This is a genomic window from Hydrogenophaga sp. (genome assembly GCF_041913525.1).
GTDB lineage: Bacteria > Pseudomonadota > Gammaproteobacteria > Burkholderiales > Burkholderiaceae_C > Hydrogenophaga.
Genome location: NZ_JAYSFD010000002.1, coordinates 151,089 through 167,982 on the forward strand (window position 1 = coordinate 151,089; position 16,894 = coordinate 167,982).

At 66.5% G+C, this 16,894-nt stretch carries 14 protein-coding genes and 1 other RNA gene; 8 read left to right on the forward strand and 7 right to left on the reverse strand.

What is annotated here, in order from left to right; translation table 11 throughout:
- The first annotated feature begins 4 nt into the window (after window positions 1-4).
- Window positions 5-1,903 carry a DUF294 nucleotidyltransferase-like domain-containing protein gene (locus ACE3RQ_RS03560; protein WP_374519991.1) on the forward strand — a complete coding sequence of 633 codons (1,899 nt, stop codon included), beginning with the start codon at window positions 5-7 and terminating at the stop codon, window positions 1,901-1,903.
- A 13-nt stretch (window positions 1,904-1,916) separates the two neighbouring features.
- Here ACE3RQ_RS03560 and ACE3RQ_RS03565 read toward each other — a convergent pair whose 3' ends face one another.
- Together ACE3RQ_RS03565 and ilvA are read right to left on the reverse strand one after the other, a co-directional pair.
- The gene (locus ACE3RQ_RS03565) at window positions 1,917-3,014 is read right to left on the reverse strand and encodes a nicotinate-nucleotide--dimethylbenzimidazole phosphoribosyltransferase (RefSeq protein ID WP_374519993.1); all 1,098 of its coding nucleotides are present in this window, start codon (window positions 3,012-3,014) and stop codon (window positions 1,917-1,919) included.
- A 10-nt stretch (window positions 3,015-3,024) separates the two neighbouring features.
- A complete protein-coding gene (gene ilvA / locus ACE3RQ_RS03570; protein WP_374519995.1) occupies window positions 3,025-4,617 on the reverse strand; it encodes a threonine ammonia-lyase, biosynthetic in 1,593 nt (530 codons plus the stop codon).
- A gap of 212 nt (window positions 4,618-4,829) precedes the next feature.
- Here ilvA and ACE3RQ_RS03575 point away from each other — a divergent pair, with 212 nt between their 5' ends.
- On the forward strand, window positions 4,830-5,279 hold the full coding sequence (locus tag ACE3RQ_RS03575; protein WP_374519997.1) for an OsmC family protein: 450 nt from the start codon (window positions 4,830-4,832) through the stop codon (window positions 5,277-5,279).
- A 10-nt stretch (window positions 5,280-5,289) separates the two neighbouring features.
- Here the strand turns inward: ACE3RQ_RS03575 and coq7 are convergent, their stop codons facing one another.
- Window positions 5,290-5,940, reverse strand: a complete 651-nt coding sequence (gene coq7, locus ACE3RQ_RS03580; RefSeq protein ID WP_374519999.1) for a 2-polyprenyl-3-methyl-6-methoxy-1,4-benzoquinone monooxygenase — start codon at window positions 5,938-5,940, stop codon at window positions 5,290-5,292.
- A gap of 265 nt (window positions 5,941-6,205) precedes the next feature.
- Here coq7 and ACE3RQ_RS03585 point away from each other — a divergent pair, with 265 nt between their 5' ends.
- From ACE3RQ_RS03585 to ACE3RQ_RS03595, 3 genes are all read left to right on the forward strand, one after another.
- Complete coding sequence (locus ACE3RQ_RS03585) at window positions 6,206-7,174, forward strand: porin (protein ID WP_374520001.1); 969 nt, start codon at window positions 6,206-6,208, stop codon at window positions 7,172-7,174.
- Between the two features lie 252 nt (window positions 7,175-7,426).
- The gene (locus tag ACE3RQ_RS03590; RefSeq protein ID WP_374520003.1) at window positions 7,427-8,449 is read left to right on the forward strand and encodes a porin; all 1,023 of its coding nucleotides are present in this window, start codon (window positions 7,427-7,429) and stop codon (window positions 8,447-8,449) included.
- A 148-nt stretch (window positions 8,450-8,597) separates the two neighbouring features.
- Window positions 8,598-9,572 (forward strand): porin, encoded by a 975-nt coding sequence (locus ACE3RQ_RS03595; protein WP_374520005.1) that lies wholly within the window; start codon window positions 8,598-8,600, stop codon window positions 9,570-9,572.
- A gap of 110 nt (window positions 9,573-9,682) precedes the next feature.
- Here ACE3RQ_RS03595 and ACE3RQ_RS03600 read toward each other — a convergent pair whose 3' ends face one another.
- Together ACE3RQ_RS03600 and ACE3RQ_RS03605 are read right to left on the reverse strand one after the other, a co-directional pair.
- A complete protein-coding gene (locus ACE3RQ_RS03600) occupies window positions 9,683-10,444 on the reverse strand; it encodes a glycine zipper 2TM domain-containing protein (RefSeq protein ID WP_374520007.1) in 762 nt (253 codons plus the stop codon).
- A gap of 88 nt (window positions 10,445-10,532) precedes the next feature.
- The gene (locus ACE3RQ_RS03605; RefSeq protein ID WP_374520009.1) at window positions 10,533-12,356 is read right to left on the reverse strand and encodes an NAD(P)/FAD-dependent oxidoreductase; all 1,824 of its coding nucleotides are present in this window, start codon (window positions 12,354-12,356) and stop codon (window positions 10,533-10,535) included.
- Between the two features lie 111 nt (window positions 12,357-12,467).
- Between ACE3RQ_RS03605 and ACE3RQ_RS03610 the strand changes: the two genes are divergently transcribed.
- From ACE3RQ_RS03610 to rnpB, 3 genes are all read left to right on the forward strand, one after another.
- Window positions 12,468-13,055 (forward strand): DUF2239 family protein, encoded by a 588-nt coding sequence (locus ACE3RQ_RS03610; protein ID WP_374520011.1) that lies wholly within the window; start codon window positions 12,468-12,470, stop codon window positions 13,053-13,055.
- 30 nt (window positions 13,056-13,085) lie between these two features.
- Window positions 13,086-14,441 (forward strand): MATE family efflux transporter, encoded by a 1,356-nt coding sequence (locus tag ACE3RQ_RS03615; protein ID WP_374520013.1) that lies wholly within the window; start codon window positions 13,086-13,088, stop codon window positions 14,439-14,441.
- A gap of 28 nt (window positions 14,442-14,469) precedes the next feature.
- An RNA gene (gene rnpB / locus ACE3RQ_RS03620) (RNase P RNA component class A) lies at window positions 14,470-14,819 on the forward strand.
- A 5-nt stretch (window positions 14,820-14,824) separates the two neighbouring features.
- On the opposite strand, the gene ACE3RQ_RS03625 is transcribed toward rnpB, so the two are convergent.
- Together ACE3RQ_RS03625 and ACE3RQ_RS03630 are read right to left on the reverse strand one after the other, a co-directional pair.
- Entirely contained in the window at window positions 14,825-15,127 is a 303-nt protein-coding gene (locus ACE3RQ_RS03625) for a hypothetical protein (RefSeq protein WP_374520015.1), read from the reverse strand.
- A gap of 8 nt (window positions 15,128-15,135) precedes the next feature.
- Window positions 15,136-16,857, reverse strand: coding sequence for an MBL fold metallo-hydrolase (locus ACE3RQ_RS03630; RefSeq protein WP_374520017.1), 1,722 nt, complete (start codon window positions 16,855-16,857; stop codon window positions 15,136-15,138).
- Window positions 16,858-16,894 lie beyond the last annotated feature (37 nt).

Here is a 16,894-nt window from a genome sequence, read left to right on the forward strand (position 1 = left end):
GGCCATGGCGCACCCTGGCGATCGCCACACCCCGGGGCAAGCAGGGCCTGATTTGTTCAGCGCAATCGACGAGTTGCGCCGCCACCCACCCTTCAACCAGATGGCGCCCGAGCACGTGCGCGAGTTCGCGGCGGCCGCGCGCGCGGTGCACTTTCGCCGCGGGCAACTGGTGGTGGCGCCCGAGGACGGCCCGGTGCGCGAGCTGTTCTTCATCCGGCGCGGCGCCGTCACCGGGCAGCGCGGCTTGTCTGACCTGGCCGGTGGCGCCTTTCAATACGAAGCCGGTGACCTGTTCCCCGTGAGCGCGGTGCTGGCGCAGCGCGCGCCCACCACGCGCTACAGCGCCAGCGAAGACACCGAGGCCTTGGCCATCTCTGCCGAGCAGATGCAGGCGCTGGCCGCCCGCAGTGCGGTGTTCGGTGATTTCCTCAACCGGCGCATCCTCACCTTCCTGGCGCTCTCGCGCACGGCCCTGCAGACCGCCTATGCGTCTCGCGTGCTGGCCGAGCAGTCGTGGGAAACGCCTCTCGCCCAACTGGTGCACAGGACGCCGGTGGCCTGCGCCGCCGACACGCCTCTGCGCGAGGTGCTGCAGCGCATGCACGACGAGCGGGTGGGGGCCATGGTGGTGCTGGACGCGGCAGGCGCGGTTGTCGGCATCCTGACCCGAAGCGATGTGTTGCACCGGGTGGCCCTGGCCGAGGTGCCGCTGCACACCCCCGTGTCCGCCGTGATGGTTCAGCCAGTGCACACCCTGCCATCTGAGCGCACAGCCCAGGAGGCTGCGCTGCTCATGTCGGCACAGGGTGTCCGTCACGTGCCCGTGCTGCAGCAGGGGCGCCTAATGGGCGTGGTCTCCGAGCGAGACCTGTTCGCTTTGCAGCGACTGAGCCTCAAGCACGTGAGCTCACGTCTGCGCGACGCGCGAGACTTGGGTGAGATGCGTGAGGCGGCCACCGAGATCCAGGCCTTCGCTCGCCGCCTGCTGGGGCAGGGTGTGCAGGCGCAACAGCTCACGGCCCTGATCAGCCACCTCAACGACGTGCTCACGGGGCGGTTGCTGGAACTCACGGCCCGGCGCCACGGGCTTGACCTGCGCCGCATGTGCTGGCTGGCGCTGGGCTCGGAGGGGCGCAACGAGCAGACCATCGCCACCGACCAGGACAACGCCCTCATCCTGGGCGAGGGCCAAGAGGCCGCGCCCTGGCTGGCCTTCGCCCGCGAGGTGAACGAGGCGCTCGACGCCTGCGGCTACCCGCTGTGCAAGGGGGACATCATGGCCAGCAACCCGGCCTGTTGCCTCACGCTGGCGGACTGGCGTGAGCGCTTCGGGCACTGGATCGAGTACGGCTCGCCGCAAGACCTGCTCAACGCCAGCATCTACTTCGATTTCCGCGCCTTGGCCGGTGACCGCGCCCTGGCCGAGCGTTTGCGTGAGTGGGTGACGCCGCGCGCGCAGGCCACGCCCCGCTTCCTGCGTCAGTTGGCCCTGAACGGTTTGCGGCAAAGTGCGCCCCTGAACTGGCTGGGCAACATCGACACCACTGAGGTGGAAGGCCGGCAGACCCTTGACCTGAAGCTGCAGGGCACGGCCCTCGTGGTGGACGTGGCTCGCCTGTATGCGCTGGCCAATGGCGTGTCGGCAACGGGTACACGCGAGCGCCTGGCGAGTGTTGGCCCACCGATGGGCGTGCCGCCCGCCGAGCACCAGGCCTGGATCGGTGCCTTCGACTTTTTGCAGACCCTGCGCCTGCGTGCCCAGCTCGACGGACGCACCGTGGCGGGCAACCCGAACCGCATCGCCCTTGACGACTTGCACGACATCGACCGGCGCCTGCTGAAGGAAGTGTTGCGGGTGCTGCGGTCTTTGCAGCAGCGCGTGCGGCTCGACTACGAGCGCTGAAGCGAAGCGGCGCTCAGCGCTCCAGCAGCGTCTGGGCGGCCAGCAGCAGCGGCCAAGCCAGCATCGCACCAATGCCCTGGTGGGTGCGCATGCCCAGGTCCAGCAAGGGCTGCGCCTGCAGGTGGATGAGCATGAGGCGGTGGCCTGGGTCGGCGTGACGCTGTGCAAACACCAAGTAATCGGTGACGGACGGGTTCAAGCCACGGGCCACCAAGGCAGCCGCCGTGGGCACCAAGCCATCTACCAGCACCACCCGCCGTTCGCTGGCGGCCTGCAACATGGCGCCCACCATCATGGCGATCTCAAAGCCTCCCAGGGCCGCCAGCACGTCCATCGGCTGAATGGCCCGGCGGTGTCGGGTGGCCGCCGCCAGCAGCTTTTCCACGCGTACCTGGTAGGCGCTGTCGCTGAAGTCGCCGCTGGCGTCATCGTCTCGCGCACAGGCGTCCGAGATGGGCACGCCGCACAGACGCGAGAGCAGCAGCGCCGCACTGGCCTGGTTGGCCACGCCCACATCGCCCAGCGCCACCACATTGCCCGGCAGGTGCCGCACCACGTCCATGCCCGCGTGCAGGGCCGACACCGCCTGGGTGACAGACATGGCCGGCCCCAGCAGCAGGTTGCGCGTGCCAAAGCCGATTTTCCGCGTGAGCAAGCGCGCCCTCGGCCGCGTCGCCTTGGGCGGCTCGATGGGGGTGGCCACCCCGGCATCGACCACCGTCACCTCAAATCCGTGCTGGCGCGCCAGCAAGCCCACGGGGGCTGAGCCGTCAAGCAGGGCTTGCACCTCGGTCAGGGTCATGGCCTGCGGCCAGCTCGACAAACCCTCATCCGCCAGTCCGTGGTCGGCAGCGAATACCAGCAGTTGAGGCGAGTCGAACACCAGCAGGTCGAACGGTAGGGGGCTGCCGTTCTGGATGCGCGCCAACTGCATGGCCAGCAGTTCCACTCGCCCAAGGGCGTGGGCGGGTTGCCCTGGGTGGGCCAGCCGGCGGTGCAGCTGGAAGTCCAGCATGGCGTCGCCCGTCGCTGCAATCGACGGCAGCTTCAGCCCCTCGGGCAGCACGGGCGCCCGAAGGTGCAGCGGGGTCAATGCGGGGTCCGACGGCATGCAAGCAACCTCAGTTCTTCAGGAACATGCGGTACACCGGGTTGTCGGTTTCTTCGATGTACGGGTAACCCAGCGTGTCGAGGAACTTGGCAAAGGCCTTGTGGTCTTTGGCCGGCACCTGCAGGCCCACCAGAATGCGGCCGTAGTCAGCGCCCTGGTTGCGGTAGTGGAAGAGGCTGATGTTCCAGCTCGGGCGCATCATGCTCAGGAACTTCAGCAGCGCACCTGGGCGCTCGGGGAAGATGAAACGCAGCAGGCGCTCGTCTTGCGCCAACGGCGAATGACCGCCCACCATGTGCCGGATGTGCTCCCGCGCCAGGTCGTCGTGCGTGAGGTCCAGCGTGGCGAAGCCGTGCTTGTTGAGGTTGGCCGCGATCTTGGCCGATTCGCCCTTGCCGTGCGTCGTCATGCCCACGAACACGTGGGCTTGGCTGCCGTCGTGGATGCGGTAGTTGAACTCGGTCACGTTGCGCGGCCCGCCGGGCAACTCGCCGATCACCTCGCAGAAACGGCGGAAACTGCCGCGCTCTTCCGGGATCGTCACCGCGAACAGCGCCTCGCGCTCCTCGCCAATCTCGGCCCGCTCGGCCACGAAGCGCAGCCGGTCGAAGTTCATGTTGGCGCCACACAGCACTGCCGCGTAGGTCTGGCCCTTGGTTTTGTGCGTGGCCACGTACTGCTTGATGGCGGCCACCGCCATGGCCCCCGAGGGCTCGACGATGCTGCGCGTGTCCACGAACACATCCTTGATGGCCGCGCACACAGCGTCGGTGTCCACAGTGACGTAGTCGTCCACCAGTTCGCGGGCGACGCGGAAGGTCTCTTCGCCCACTTGCTTGACCGCCGTGCCGTCCGCGAACAGACCCACGTCAGGCAGGGTCACGCGCTCGCAGGCCTCCACCGAGCGCTTCATCGCGTCGGAGTCCACCATCTGCACCCCAATCACCTTGATCTCGGGGCGCACGGCCTTGATGTAGTTCGCCACACCCGAAATCAGCCCGCCGCCGCCGATGGCCACGAACACGGCGTCCAGGTCGCTGGAGCCCAGCGGCTGGAGCTGCCGCAGGATTTCCATGGCAATCGTCCCCTGACCCGCGATCACGTCGGGGTCGTCAAAGGGGTGCACGTAGGTCAGCCCCTGCTTCTTCTGCAGGCTCAGCGAATGGGCATAGGCGTCGGAATAGCTGTCGCCATGCAGCACCACCTCACCGCCCAAGCCCTTCACCGCGTCCACCTTGAGTTGCGGCGTGGTGGTGGGCATCACGATCACGGCACGAACGCCCAGTTTGCGCGCACCCAATGCCACGCCCTGGGCGTGGTTGCCCGCCGAGGCGCAGATCACGCCCTTGGCGAGTTGCTCAGGGCTCAGGTGCGCGATCTTGTTGTAGGCGCCCCGCAGCTTGAAGCTGAACACCGGTTGCTGGTCTTCCCGCTTGAGCAGCACGGTGTTGTGCAGGCGGCGGCTGAGCTGGCGCGCCGGCTCAAGCGCCGACTCCACCGCGACGTCGTACACGCGGGCGTTCAGGATCTTCTTCAGGTAGTCGGCGGGGGTGAGGGTGGCGTTTTCGGTCGCGCTGGCGCGCGGGGTTTTCGGGGCGGTCATGTGACGAATCATATCGACGGGCGAAAAAAAACCCGGATGGAAGTTCCATCCGGGTTTGAATCCACCCGTGGAGGGTAGAGGAGACAACCTTCAATACAATGACGCAATTGTACAACAGACGATGCTGCATCGCAACATCGTCGTGCGAATTTCGCTACACATAACGCAGTGCGCCCACGCAACAGGGGCACTGCCCAAGCACCTTCAAACACATGGAATGCACCGTCACCTGGACCGGCGCCGCCGGCACCCGCTCCGCTATGGGATTTCTGGCCGAAACCGGCAGCGGCCACGTCATCGCCATGGACGGCGCGCCTGACGCCGCCAAGCCTGAAAACGGCGGCGCCAACCTGGCGGCCCGTCCCATGGAAACCGTGCTCGCCGGAACGGGCGGTTGTACCGCCTACGACGTGGTGCTGATCCTCAAGCGCGGCCGTCACGACGTGCGCGGTTGCAGCGTCAAGCTCACCTCGGAGCGCGCCGACACCGACCCCAAGGTGTTCACCAAGATTCACATGCACTTCACCGTGACCGGTCGGGGCATTCCTGCCGCCGCGGTGGAGCGTGCGATCGCCATGAGCCACGACAAGTACTGCTCGGCCAGCATCATGCTGGCCAAGACAGCCGACATCACCACCAGCTTCGACCTGATCGAAGGCTGACCGTCCAAATTCAGATGCGGTGCGCCACGGTGGTCATCACCTTGGCTGCAGCCCGCATCATCCCGCGCACGGGCATGGGCAATTCCACGCCACCAGCGTGCTGTGCCTCGCGCGCATGGCGAATCTCGTCGTCCTTCATTTGCGCCACGATCGCCCGTGAGGCGTGGTCCTTGGCTGGAAGCCGTTCCATGTGCCCTGCCAGGTGGGCCTCCACCTGACGCTCGGTTTCCACCACAAAGCCCAGGCTGATGCCCTTGCCCAGTGCGCCAGCCACCAGGCCAAGACCGAAGGCTCCGCCGTACCAGAGCGGGTTTAGCAGAGAGGGGCGTGACCCCAATTCCTTCAGCCGCTCCTGCGTCCAGGCCAGGTGATCCGTTTCTTCTCTGCCCGCCGCCTCCAGCTGTTGGGCCAGTGCCTCGTTTTCGCGCCCCGGCCAGCGGGCCGCCAGGGCCTGTGCTGTGTACAGCGCCTGAGCGCAAACCTCGCCCACGTGGTTCACCCGCATCAACGAAGCGGACAGCGCCTTTTCGTCCGCCGTCAGTTCGGCGTCGTTCGCCTGCTCGGGCAGGGTCGGGCAGGCGCGCGTTGTCCTCGCCGGGGCGAACACGGTGCGCAGGGCCGAATCGGCCGCGGTCAAAAGAGCATCACTCAATGAAGTCATGGTTGCTTCTCTCCTATGGGGCAATGTTGCCACGCAGGGTACAGGGCATCGTGTTTTGCACCGTGAAATACCAGGCCCATTGGGGTCTAAGGGTTAACGCTTGGGTCGTCGCATGGCTGCAACGAAATGGCGCCGTTCGGGGGCAAAAACGTTGGGAAACATGGTCAGCGCCGCGCCTTTCTGATGGAATGGCCCCAGCTTCCTCACGGAGGTTGGCCCGGCGGCACAGACCGCTGGCCTCTATCAACCCTTGGAGAATTTTTTCATGAAGAAGACCCTGATCGCACTGGCCGCTGTGGCTGCCACCAGCGCCTCTTTCGCTCAGTCGTCCGTGACCCTGTCGGGCTTGGTGGACGTCGGTATCGAGAAGCAGTTCTCTGGCGCCCCCACCAAGATGGCGGCCAACCGCAACGCCACCAGCAACTGGACCCTGAGCGGCACCGAAGACCTGGGCGGTGGCCTGAAGGCTGTGTTCAAGGCCTCGACCTCCTTCAACTCTGACGACGGCACCCTGGCCAGCGCCAACGCCTTCGGCAACAACGACATGTTCGTGGGCCTGACCGGTAACTTCGGTACCCTGCGCGCTGGCCGTCCAATCAATACTCTGTACGGCAACGCCTTCTTCGCCAACGGCACCAAGGGCGTGACCGGCTACGACGCCAACACGCTGCTGGCTGGCCTGGTCGCCAACGCTGGCAGCTCGGTGTTCGTGGCAAACGCCGTGCAGTACCACTCGCCCCGTTTCGCCGGCTTCCAGGTTCAGGTGGAGTACGCTCCTTCCGAACTGGCCAACGCCGATGACGGTTTCGGTCTGGGCATCCGTTACGACAACGGCCCCCTGAGCGCCTCGCTGGTGAGCTATGAAGGCGCTGGCACCGCTGCTCTGCTGAAGCCGAAGTCGGTGACCCAGCTGGGCGCCGCCTACGACTTCTCCGTGGCCAAGGTGTTCTTCACCTACCGCGACGACAGCAACAAGGCCTCCACCGCTGACACCGGCTACGCCCTGGGCGTGACCGCTCCCGTGGGTCCCGGCTCCCTGTACGCTTCGTACAACGTGGCAGAGGCCGCTGGCAGCGACAAGCGTTCCATCATCGCCGGTTACAAGTACAACCTGAGCAAGCGCACCCAGGCTTACTTCCAGCTGGCCAACGGCAACGCCGCCCTGAACGTGTCTGGCGCTGCTACCGCCAAGTCCAGCAACGGTTACGGCTTTGGCCTGACCCACTCCTTCTGATCAAGCCCGCTCTTGAGGGCGGTCTCGTCTGATTGAGTCAAAACGCCCGCCTTTGGCGGGCGTTTTGCTTTTGGCGCTTCCGTGGTGTCCTCGAGTCGGGTACCCAGTGGGGTGTTGCCTTATGACAACGAAATGACGAGGTTTTGAGCATCTCCCTCGGGTATTTTGGCCTTCGATAGCGGGTTTCCCCCTACTATTTCTTGGTCAGTTTTTTCAACCTGTGCCTCGCACAGATAACTCAAGGAAGTCTCCATGAAAAAGTCTCTGATCGCCCTGGCCGTCCTCGGCTCCGTGGCCGGCATGGCCCAAGCCCAATCGTCTGTGACCCTGTACGGTTTGGCCGACGTGTGGGTTGGTTCCACCAAGACCGAAGTTAATGGCGTTGGCAGCAGCGTCACCAAGCTGGACGGCAACGGCGTTGCTACCAGCCGTTTCGGCCTGAAGGGCTCTGAAGACCTGGGCGGCGGTCTGAAGGCCAACTTCCAGCTGGAGCAGGGCTTCAACATCGACAACGGCACCGCTGGCAACTCCACCGGTACCGCCGCCAGCCAAGCCTTCGACCGTCAAGCCTGGGTTGGCCTGTCGGGTGGCTTCGGTGAAGTGCAGTTCGGCAAGACCTGGTCTTCGTACGACGACATCCGCTCGTCGGCCAACGACAGCTTCAACGCCAACGTCGCTGCTTCGTTCAACACCTGGGTTGGCTATACCGACCGTCCGGTGAACAGCATCAAGTACCTCAGCCCCACCGTCGGCGGCTTCAGTGGTAGCGTGACCTACGGTCTGGGCGAAGACAAGTTGGCCAACGCCAATGGCAAGTCCAGCAGCCTGACCTCTCTGGGTTTGCAGTACGCCAATGGCCCCGTGTTCGTGGGTCTGGCTTACCAAGCTGAAAAGGACGGCGCCACCGACACCAAGTTCACCAATACCCTGATCAACGGCTCCTATGACTTCGGCATGGCCAAGCTGGTCGGTGGCTACAACCAAGCCAAGGACACCTCGATTCCCGGCGACGGCAAGGCCAAGGAATGGAATCTGGGCGTGGAAGTGCCCGTGGCTGCCAACCTGAACTTCGGCCTGGGCTACGCTCAGTCTAAGATCTCTGCCGCCGGTACCGATGTTGCCAAGGTCAGCGGCTACACCGCTTCCCTGCTGTACAGCCTGAGCAAGCGCACCACCGTCTACGGCGTGCTGTCGCAGACCAAGGCCAAGGACATCCCCTTCACCACCGAAGGCAAGGACACCCTGTACGCCGTGGGTATCAACCACAAGTTCTGATTTCGTTCTTTTCGAACCACAATCAGCAAAGCCACCCGGGAAGCCGGGTGGCTTTTTTTGTTTCTGGCGAATGAATCCTCCTATCATCGGGTTTCCCCCGGGGTTTGCTCTTACCGTCCTCTTAGAAGGACTTTTCAAGGAGGTTTGAATGAAAAAAACTTGGATTGCTTGCGCGGCTTTGGCTTCGCTGGCTGGCGTGGCTCAGGCCCAATCGAGCGTCACGTTGTATGGCATCGTGGATGCCTACCTGGGCCGTACCAAGACCGAGAGTCTGGGCTCTTCGGTGTCGACCACCGGTCTGAACTCGGGTGGTCTTTCCACCAGCCGCTGGGGTCTTTCCGGCTCTGAAGACCTGGGTGGTGGCCTGAAGGCCATCTTCAACCTGGAGCAGTCTTTCAATGCCGACAACGGCACCGTGGGCACGCCTGGCTCGGCGTTCGATCGCCAGTCTTGGGTCGGCCTTGAGGGTGGTTTCGGCAAGTTCCAGATGGGCAACACCTGGACTGCACTGGACGATGTGTTCTACATCGGCAATTCGGCCTTTGATTCCATCTTCTCGCCGGGCGCTTCGGACGTGATGTCGCTGTACGCGTACAACGCGAACCCGGGCAACGTGGTGCGCTACACCTCGCCCAACTTTGGCGGCTTCTCGGGTGCCGTGTCTTACAAGGGCAAGGGCGCTGGGATCATCAAGCAGACCGATTTCAACGTGCTGTACGAGGCTGGCCCGCTGACCGCTGCGCTGGGTTACCAGCAGCGTGACAACACCGCGACGAACGTCAAGTCCAAGTTCACGGTGCTGGCCGGTGCCTACGACTTCGGCGTGGCCACCCTGCGAGGCAACGTTGCCACCACCCGCAACACCGTGTTTGGTGCCAAGGTGGACGAGTACCAGATTGGTGCCGATTTGCCGCTGAGCCCGGCGCTGACCCTGTCGGGTGGCTTCGCCCGTTCGGAAACCGATGGCGCCGACAAGCGCACCGGTTTTGGCTTGGCCGCCACCTACGCGCTGTCGAAGCGCACCACGGCCTATGTCGCCTACAACCAGGGCAAGTCGAAGCTCGGTGGCGTGACCCAGGCCAAAGAGACGATCTACGGCGCTGGTCTTCGTCATTCCTTCTGATCGTGAGGGCGGCTGCCAGTCTCAGGCGGCTGCCCCTCTCGCGTCGGGCCTAGCGCTCGATCCCAATGCCCGCCAGGCACGCGCCTCGCGGGCATTCTTGTGTGTGGGCCTCAGCGGTGCCAGCGATCGTCGTCGCGGCCGCGCCAGCGGCGGTCGCCGTCCCAGCGCCGGTCGTCATCGCGCCAGTGGCGGTCACGGTCCCAGCCATCGCGCGGCGGGCGCTGGTAGGCCTGGCCGTTGATGTAGACGATGCCTGCGCTCAGGGGATAAGTGGGCACGACCGTGGTCCCCATGATCACGCGCGGCGCAGGCGCGTAGGGGGTCTGGTAGATCACCTGGGGGCGTGCCGGATAGACGGTGGCCGGCGGCGGGGGCGGCATGGCGTCCACCGGCGTCACGCTCAGGCGCACGAAGCGGCCGGGGTCTTGCGGCATCTGGGTGCGGTACTGGCGCCCGGCGTATTCGTACACCACGTCGTAGGCCACGGTGCGGTTTTCGTACTGGGTTTGCGTGCCGCAGTTGCGGACCAGCTCGGTGCGCGCCTGCGGCTGGCCTTCGATGCGGTCGCCCAGCATGGCGCCGCCGATGAGGCCGATCACGGTGGCGGCGGTGCGTCCACCCCCGTTGCCGATGGCATTGCCCGCTGCGCCGCCCGCGATGGCGCCGAGCAAGGCCCCGCCTCCACTCTTGGGCTCTTGTACCAGCACCTCTTGGTCGGTACACACTTGGCGGGGCACGGCCACTTGCTGGATGACGGGGGTGCTGCTAATCACACGGCCCTGTTCTTCCTGGGCTTGGGCCAACCCGCTGGCGCTCAGGCCCAGCAGGCCGGTGGCCAGGGCAAGCGCGACGGGGGTGGAAGGGGTTTTCACAGGAATCTCCTGAAGGATGGGGAAGCCGCACTGTGCGCCCGGCCTGTCAAGGCGAGGTGCGCACTTTGTAAAAGTTGGTGACTGGGGGTCAGGTGGTGTGCAGCAGTTCACGCGCCAGCGCCTCGGCCACCTTCAGGCCGTCCACGCCGGCCGACAGGATGCCGCCCGCGTAGCCCGCGCCTTCGCCGGCCGGGTAGAGGCCGCGGGTGTTCAGGCTTTGCAGGTCTTCTCCGCGCGTGATGCGAAGGGGCGACGACGTGCGGGTCTCCACGCCGGTGAGCAGGGCGTCGGGCATGTCGTAACCCTTGATTTGGCGGCCGAACACCGGCAGCGCCTCGCGCATGGCCTCGATGGCGTAGGCCGGCAGCGAAGGGGCAAGGTCGGTGAGGTGGATGCCCGGCTTGTACGAGGGCTGCACCTCGCCCAGTGCGGTGCTGGGTTGGCCGACCAGGAAGTCGCCCACGCGCTGGCCGGGGGCTTCGTAGGTGCCGCCGCCCAACTCGAAGGCGCGGCTTTCCAGCTGGCGCTGCATCACGATGCCGGCCAGCGGGTGCACTCGGCCCTTGGCCGCCAAGGCCTGGGCCTGCGCGGCGTAGCGCGGGCCATCGGTTTCCCCGAAGGCGGCGGTCCACAGGGGGGCGTCTTGCGGGAAGGTCTGGGGGTAGTCGGCGGGTTCGATGCCCACCACCATGCCGGCGTTGGCGTTGCGCTCGGCACGCGAGTACTGGCTCATGCCGTTGGTGACCACTCGCCCCGGCTCGGACGTGGCGGCCACCACGGTGCCGCCCGGGCACATGCAGAAGCTGTAGACGGCGCGACCGTTCTTGGCGTGGTGCACCAGCTTGTAGTCGGCCGCGCCCAGCAAGGGGTGGCCGGCGTGGCGGCCCCAGCGCGCGCGGTCGATGACGCTTTGCGGGTGTTCGATGCGAAAGCCTACCGAGAAGGGCTTGGGCTCCATGAAGACGCCGGCGTCCCAGAGCCAGGCGAAGGTGTCGCGCGAGCTGTGGCCCAAGGCAAACACGGCGTGCTGCGTGGGCAATTCGGTGGTCTCGTCGGTGTCCAGGCGATGCACCACCAAGGCTTGCAGCCGCTGGCCCTTGCCCTCAGGTGTGAAGCGGGCGCCCACCACCTGGTGCTCGAAGCGGATGTCGCCGCCAAGGGCGATGATTTTTTCGCGCATGGCTTCCACCACCTTCACCAGCTTGAAGGTGCCGATGTGCGGGTGGGCCATGTACAAGATTTCCGGCGGCGCGCCCGCGTCCACGAACTCCTGCATCACCTTGCGGCCGAAGAAGCGCGGGTCTTTGATCTGGCTGTAGAGCTTGCCGTCGGAGAAGAGGCCCGCGCCACCTTCGCCGTATTGCACGTTGCTTTGCGGGTTGAGCACTTTCTTGCGCCACAGGCCCCAGGTGTCTTTGGTGCGCTGGCGCACCGGCTTGCCGCGTTCCAGCACGATGGGGCGAAAGCCCATTTGCGCCAGGGCCAACGCCGTGAACAGGCCACAGGGCCCCAGGCCCACCACCACGGGGCGCTCGGCCTCGTTGCTTGGCCAGCCAGCGGGCGCATGGCCGGGCGGTTTCCAGCGCATGTCGGGTGTGGGCAGGATGTGCGGGTTTTTCTCGTGCTGGGCCAGCAGCGCGGGCTCCAGCGCGGGGTTGGCCAGGGTGACGTCCACGATGTAGACGGCGCGCAGATCGGCCTTGCGGGCATCGAAGCTGCGCTTGAAGACGTGCAGGTCAGCAATGGCCTCGACCCCCACGCCCAGGGCTTGGGCGGCCAGGCGCGTGAGCGCCTCGATGGGGTGGGGCGGCGGTTGGCGGTCGGTGTCGGTTTCGGTGGGGGCGTCGGCGGCGCGGCGGCCCTCGGCGGGCACGTCGGCCAGGGAGAGTTTGAGTTCGGCGATGCGGATCATGGGCTTGTGTCGATCAAGCAGGGGAAGGCCGGTATTGTCGCCAAAGGCCGCTCGTCGCGCTGGCTGAAAATAACCCGGGTAAAAATAAATAACCCGGGTAAAATTTCCGACATGGACGATTCTGTTTCCTGTTGCACGGCTTTTCTCGGTCACCAGCGCGTGGCCCATGGCACGTACGCCGACGTGGCGCGCGCGCTGGCCCAGGTGGACCTTTCGGCTGGCGGCCTGTTGGTGTTTGACGACGCCACGGGCGCGCAAGTCGATTACCCCTGGCCGCCCGGCTATTCCGCCTCCGCATCGCCCGTGCCTGCCCCGGTGGCCGCGGCGCCGGCGGTGGGGCGCCCGCGCCTGGGCGTGGTCGCCCGCGAGGTGACGCTGCTGCCGCGCCACTGGGAATGGCTGGCCCAGCAGCCGGGTGGGGCGTCGGCCGCACTGAGGCGCCTGGTCGATGAAGCCCGCCGCACCCAGGCCGGGCGCGACGCCCAGCGCCTGGCCACCGAGCGCGCTTATCGCTTCATGAGTGCCATCGCGGGTGGTCTGCCGGGCTTCGAAGAGGCGTCGCGCACTTTGTTCGCGCACGACGCCGAGGCCTTCGCCCAGCGCATTGCCGCCTGGCCGATTGACGTGCGGGGCCACCTGTCGTGGTTGGCCCGCGATGCCTTCGAGCCTCCCGCGCCCCCCACTTCAACCGCCGCCTGAACTTTGGGCTGGTTTTATTGAAAGTCTTTCATGTCGTCTCCTTTGCCGCGCCCGCTTTGGCAGATTTATCTCGTCTTCCTGGTGCCCATGGTGCTGTCCAACGTGCTGCAAGGGCTGTCGGGCACGCTCAATGGCATCTTCATTGGGCAGATGCTGGGCACGCACGCGCTGGCGGCGGTGTCGGGCATGTTCCCGATCGTGTTCTTCTTCATTTCGCTGGTGATCGGCCTGGGCGCGGGGGCGTCGGTGCTGATTGGGCAGGCCTGGGGCGCGCACGAGCCTGAGAAGGTGCGCGCCATCGCCGGCTCTGCGCTGGTGCTGGGCGCCTGGATTGGCGTGGTGGCCGCCGTGCTGGGCGTGTTGTTCGCGCGCCCGGCCATGCAGGCCCTGGGCACGCCGGCCGACGTGCTGGACGATGCCGTGGCCTATGCGCGGGTGATGCTGCTCATCATGCCGCTGCTGTTGGTGTTCATCTTGTTCACCCAGTTGCTGCGCGGCGTGAGCGATACCGTGTCGCCCCTGCTGGCGCTGGCGTTGTCCACCGCGCTGGGCCTGGTGCTGACGCCAGCCTTCATCCAGGGCTGGCTGGGCCTGCCTCGGCTGGGCATTCAGAGCGCTGCCTACGCGGGCCTGGTGTCGTATGCCGTGGCCTGGGTGTTTCTGGTGTGGTGGCTGGGGCGGCGGCGCCATGTGCTGGCGCTGGACCATGCCCTGGTGCGCACCCTGCGGCTGGACTGGGCCATCTTGGCCAAGGTGCTGCGCATTGGCCTGCCCACGGGCGTGCAGATGGTGGTGATTTCGGTGTCCGAGCTGGTGATCCTGGCGCTGGTGAACGGCCACGGCTCGCAGGCCACGGCGGCCTATGGCGCGGTGACGCAGGTGGTGAACTACGTGCAGTTCCCGGCGCTGTCGATTGCCATCACCGCGTCCATCCTGGCGGCGCAGTCGATCGGGGGCGGGCACATCGAGCGCCTGGGGCCTATCCTGCGCACGGGGCTGTGGTTGAACCTGGCCATCACCGGTAGTCTGGTGCTGGCGGGTTATGGGCTGTCGCACCACCTGCTGGGCCTGTTCCTCACGCAGCCTGAGGTGCGTGTGCAGGCCGAGCAACTGCTGCACATCATGCTGTGGAGCCTGCTGGTGTTTGGCTTCCAGGCGGTGGTGGGCGGCGTGATGCGCGCCAGCGGCGTGGTGCTGGTGCCCATGGCGATTTCCCTATTCTGCATCTTGGGGGTGCAGTTGCCGGTGGCCTCGGTGCTGGATGCCCGCATGGGGCTGGCGGGCATCTGGATCGCGTTTCCGGTGGCCTACCTGTGCATGCTGGTGCTGCAGACGGGCTATTACCAGGGCGTGTGGCGCCACCGGCGCATTCGCCGCCTGGTCTGATCGCGCGTGCGGCGATAATGCCGCCCGTGGAGCGCGCCAGACCGCCGCTGGTGCAAGGCCCGAAAGGGCGCACTGGAGGAACGTCCGGACTGCACAGGACAGCGTAGGAGGTAACACCTCTCCACCGATCAGCCAGCCGGGTTCGCCCGGCGGGCCCTAAGGTGAGGATCAGAGCAACAGAGACGAGCCGATTCAGTTCGGGTGAAACGGGCAATCTCTACGCGCAGCAATACCAAATAGGCCAGCGTTGATGTGGTTCCGCGGAGCTGGCGGGTAGGTAGCATCGAGCCGCTTGGGTGACCGGCGGCCCAGAGGAATGGCGGTCACGGTCGGGGCAACCCGACCGCACAGAATCCGGCTTATCGGCGCGCTTCACACTTTATTCATTTGGCCCCGTCGGCCAGCCAGCGCACCAGGCGCTCGGCGTCGGCCTGGCTGAGCTGTTCATGCGCCACCGCGTCTCGGCGCGAGCGCAGCTTCTGGGCTTCTTGGCGAATCTTTTCCTCGTTGCCGCGCAGGCCTTCGCTGCGCTTGGCCAGGCGCTCGATGGTGGGGGCGTCGCCGCGCGGCGGCGTGCCGTGGCAGGCCAGGCAGTCTTTGTCGAGCGCCAGGTTCCAACTCGCCGCGGCCGGACCAGCGAGCAGGGCGGTCAGCAGGGCAAGGCTCAGGGGGGCAGTGGTTTTCATCGCGGACCTCACAAGTTGAAAACGCCCAGGTTCTGCAGCCGCTCCACATGGGCCAGCAGCGAGCGTTTGGCCACTGGCCACAGGCGCTCGGGCACGTCGTCGTAGGCCAGTTTGACCCACTCGTCGGGCGTGCCTTGGGGCAGGGCCTTCATGGCGCGTGCCACCTTGGCCTCGCGGGCCAGGCGGTGGGCCTTGAGCTGGGCAATGGCCCGGCGCGCCCCGCCTTCGGGCGGCGAGAGCGGGTTGTCGGGGGCCTGGCGGTGGTCGCCCAGCACGTGGCCGTGGGCGGGCAGGATGAAGTCGATGCCGTGGCGCTGGCAGGCGGCGTCAAGCTTGTCCAGCGAGTCGAGATAGGCGCTCATGTCGCCATCGGGGTGGTCGATGACCGTTGTGCTGCCGTTGAGGATGTGGTCCCCCGTGAAGAGCAGGCTGTCCTCCACCAGCACCAGGCACAGGTGGTTGGCCGCGTGGCCGGGGGTGTGGATGACTTCCAGCGTGTGGCTCACGGTGTCGTTGCCGTTCATGCCGATCAGCTCGATCAGTTCGCCGTCGGCCAGGGCCTTGTCGGGCACGAAGTGGCTGTTGTGGCGCGCGGTGCTGGCACTGGGCAGGCCCAGGATGGGGGGCTTGGGCAGGCCGGCGTTCACGCACAGGGCTTGCAGCGGTGCCGCGCCGGGCGAGTGGTCGGCATGCGAATGGGTGCAGACGATGGCGCGGATGCTGCCGCCGGTTGCGCGCCACAGGCGCTCGATGTGCTCGGGCTCGTCCGGGCCCGGGTCAATCACGGCGTAGCCGGTGGCCGGATCGCCCACGACGTAGCTGTTGGTGCCGGGGCCCGTCATGTGCCCAGGGTTGGGGGCGGTGAGCCGCTGCACGTTCTTCAGCAGGGCCACGGGCTGGTCGTGCTGCCAGTCCAGCGGGTGCACGATCTGCCCGTCTGGGCACACCAGCGCCACTTCACCAAAGGCGGGTTCGTGTTCCATCAGTCGAACCTCCCGCCCGTTCAGCAAACCGGCGCGCGGGCAACTGGCAAACAGGGGCTCGTCGTGCGCCGAGCAGGCGGCCAGCACCGCGTCCACCGTGGCGTAGGCGGTGAGCCGCTCCAGGGTGCGGATGGTGGGGAAGATGATGAAGAAGTCGCCTGCGGCGTGGCGGGCCAGGGCGTCTTGCGGGCGCACCCACACCGGCTCGAATTGCTCGGCCTCGTCGGCCACGGGCTCTTGGCCTTCGGGCATGCGGGCCACCAGAAAGGGCACGTCGAAGCGGCGGGAGAGGTCGCGGTCGGTGATCCAGTGGGCCAGCACGAACACGTCGGCGCCGTCCAGCGTGAGGCCGTGGGCCTGGCATTGGGCGGCGAACGGGGCTTTGCGGTCCAGGCGGGCGATGTCGTCGTCGCGCACGGGCGAGCCGTCTGAGCGGTGGGCCAGCAGCACGCCCAGCTCCTCAAAGCTCTCGCGGATGGCCGCAATGGCCTGGGTCAGCCGCAGGTCGCTCTGTGTGGGACGGCGGGTGGAGAGGGCATGGCATTGCGCGTCGGCCGCGTCAATGCCGCCGCCAGGAAACACGTAAGCGCCAGGCGCGAAACTGGCCGTGGCCGAGCGGCGCGTCATGAGCACCTCGATGCCGGGGCGGGCCGGGTCGGCGCTGTCGCGCAGCAGCAAGACGGTGGCGGCCGGGCGCAGCGGTGCGGGTGGGCGGGCGGGGTGCAGGAGTTGGGTGGGGCGGACCATGCGTGGCATTTTGCGGCAGCCCGAATGGGCGGGGCTG